Raw genomic sequence first — 646 nt, 5'->3', positions numbered from 1 at the left:
CATTGTAGGTATCGTAGAAAACGGTGTAGGCATTCTAGGTAAATTATTCGGATTTTAAGTTCGACAGATAACATTTTATTAATATATATAAACAATACAAAGGAGATAATGATCATGGAAAAAATCGCAAACGCAGTAAAAAGTGCAATTGAAGCAGGTCAAAACCAAGACTGGACTAAATTAGGTACAAGTATCTTAGATATCGTTTCAAACGGTGTTACAGAATTAAGTAAAATCTTCGGTTTCTAAATCTAAAAATTAAACAATTTAAATATATAAAATTAAAAGAATGGAGCGATTTAAATGTCAAAATTAGTACAAGCAATTTCAGATGCAGTTCAAGCAGGCCAAAACCAAGATTGGGCTAAATTAGGTACAAGCATTGTAGGTATCGTAGAAAACGGTGTAGGCATTTTAGGTAAATTATTCGGATTCTAAGTTTCCACATATAACATTTATTGAAAATATAAATAAACATTATAAAGGAGATAGTAATCATGGAAAAAATCGCAAACGCAGTAAAAAGTGCAATTGAAGCAGGTCAAAACCAAGACTGGACTAAATTAGGTACAAGTATTTTAGATATCGTTTCAAACGGTGTAACTGAATTAAGTAAAATCTTTGGTTTCTAATTTAACGTTTATTT

The 646-nt window shown here is 30.0% G+C and carries 3 protein-coding genes; all 3 read left to right on the top strand.

The window, feature by feature from the left end; genetic code table 11:
- Positions 1–114 precede the first annotated feature (114 nt).
- From HMPREF3265_RS08640 to HMPREF3265_RS08630, 3 genes are read left to right on the top strand one after another with little or no spacing between them, the layout of a single operon-like run.
- Complete coding sequence (locus tag HMPREF3265_RS08640) at positions 115–249, top strand: phenol-soluble modulin PSM-beta-2 (RefSeq protein ID WP_011276027.1); 135 nt, start codon at positions 115–117, stop codon at positions 247–249.
- Positions 250–303: 54 nt separating this feature from the next.
- A complete protein-coding gene (locus HMPREF3265_RS08635; protein ID WP_011276028.1) occupies positions 304–438 on the top strand; it encodes a phenol-soluble modulin PSM-beta-3 in 135 nt (44 codons plus the stop codon).
- A gap of 59 nt (positions 439–497) precedes the next feature.
- Positions 498–632: a phenol-soluble modulin PSM-beta-2 gene (locus HMPREF3265_RS08630; RefSeq protein ID WP_011276027.1), complete on the top strand. Its 135-nt coding sequence runs from the start codon at positions 498–500 to the stop codon at positions 630–632.
- Positions 633–646: the final 14 nt, after the last annotated feature.

It is taken from the genome of Staphylococcus sp. HMSC62B09, assembly GCF_001839115.1.
Classification (GTDB): domain Bacteria; phylum Bacillota; class Bacilli; order Staphylococcales; family Staphylococcaceae; genus Staphylococcus; species Staphylococcus haemolyticus.
Note: the sequence above shows the minus strand (reverse complement) of the source record. Positions and strands in the feature narration are given on the sequence as shown.